Origin of the sequence: Campylobacter sp. BCW_6465 (genome assembly GCF_001762815.1) — a bacterium.
Classification (GTDB): Bacteria; Campylobacterota; Campylobacteria; order Campylobacterales; family Campylobacteraceae; genus Campylobacter_D; species Campylobacter_D jejuni.
Genome location: NZ_MJXN01000061.1, coordinates 1 through 910, shown reverse-complemented (window position 1 = coordinate 910; position 910 = coordinate 1). Strand labels below are relative to the sequence as shown.

1 protein-coding gene and 1 pseudogene are annotated in these 910 nt (G+C 24.2%); both read right to left on the bottom strand.

Annotation, left to right across the window (positions count from 1 at the left end; translation table 11 throughout):
- Positions 1-677 (bottom strand): hypothetical protein (locus tag AJ886_RS03805; protein WP_070287143.1); only part of this gene is annotated, 677 nt, incomplete at its 3' end.
- 22 nt (positions 678-699) lie between these two features.
- Positions 700-910, bottom strand: a pseudogene (locus tag AJ886_RS03800) (hypothetical protein); the annotation flags it as partial.

Here is a 910-nt window from a genome sequence, read left to right as displayed (position 1 = left end):
AAACTTAAACTTTCTAATATATTTATGAGTTCTATCTTGCTTAAAGTATTAAAATCATTTAACAATCTAAGATAATTACTTATAATAGAAGAAGAGTGAATACTATGAAATAAAATTTTATTTTTTATATCTTTTTTAATAAAAAATTGATTATTTTTTATATAAAAATAATTTCTAAAATGATTATTGCTTATTATTTGATTATAAAAACTTAAAAGACTTTCTTTGCTGTTTAAGTCTATAAAATTAAGATAAAAATTCTTTTCTTCTAAGGCTAATTTTAAAGCATTAAGATTTGCAAAAGAAGCATTAATATTTTCATTATTTTTTAAAGCATAAACGATATTTTCTTGTTCTTGTTTTTGGGTAATAGCATATTGTAATAAAGGATTTTTATAATGTGTATCGCTATTGATTAAAACATTGATATAAAAAGCTTCTTTGCTTTTCTTAGTTAATTGAAGCAAAGATAAAAGTGTAGAAGGGATATAAAAAGAATCAAGCTTTAAATTTAAATACTTATCATAAGTATTTATATAAGTTAATTCTTGACTAAAATCCAAAGCTTGTTCTTTTAAATTTAAAAGCATTGTTCCACCTAATCCTAATAAAGCTAGATTTTTGAAATTCTCTAAAGCTTTTCTTTTTTCTAAATCGATTTGAAGTATTTTTTGCATTGTTTTTCCTTTCTTTTGTGGTTCACTCTTTTATATTATGCTCTTTAGCATAAGCTCTTATCTTAGCTCGAAGTTCTTGCGGAAAATTATATCTATAAATAGCAGGAATTCTTGGGTCAAGGAGTTTGTCTAAATATCCTCTTTTATAAATCCATTCTAATCTTTCAGGTGTAAAATAATAAGGGGCATTAGGATAGCCTTGAGGAGGAGTGAGGGCTGCTAATTTGGCGCTT